The organism is Bergeyella anatis, assembly GCF_036016955.1.
Taxonomy (GTDB): domain Bacteria; phylum Bacteroidota; class Bacteroidia; order Flavobacteriales; family Weeksellaceae; genus JAYWXI01.
Genome location: NZ_JAYWXI010000097.1, coordinates 1 through 605, shown reverse-complemented (window position 1 = coordinate 605; position 605 = coordinate 1). Strand labels below are relative to the sequence as shown.

Here is a 605-nt window from a genome sequence, read left to right as displayed (position 1 = left end):
AGCGAAAAAAATAAAGCTAAGGAGCGTCAGACACTGAAAAAAACTTTGGAACTTTGGGCAGATGTAATTAGTAAAAGCGATACGCTTACAGATATGGTTGCTCATTGTGAAGATCAAAGAAAAGCAGCAGAAGAATTGCTAACAAAGAATTTGGCTCATGCAGTTGAAGTCACTAGAGAGCTTGAGAAAAATTATAGAACTGTAGCTTTATTCTATAAAAATACGGAATTAGATAAGGTAAAAAATGTAACTGTAATCAACGCTTCCTTAGATCAACTCAAAGACTTAGATAATACGAGATTTATTGACACAATACACGCTGAATTAACCAATTCATACGATAGGTTAGATTTAAAAGACAACTATGGACTTTTAGTAATTCCTGGTTATTTAGGTTCCAATAAAGTAGTTGAAAAATGGGCTAAGATTGCCAACGAGAATAAGGTAATGTTAGTAACCGATTTTGAGCATTTGGACGAACCAGACGATGTTATGGAAATGTTCGATCAGGCTTATTTGACAGGTGGGGAGATCTATCGTTCTAATGTATTGATGACTTGTAACTGGCTTGTAGGAAGAGGAAGGTATCAAGAGATCGGAGAAGA

General features: G+C 35.4%; 1 pseudogene. It reads left to right on the top strand.

The window, feature by feature from the left end:
- Nucleotides 1-605 (top strand): annotated as a pseudogene (locus VQ048_RS12415) (type VI secretion system contractile sheath protein TssC); the annotation flags it as partial.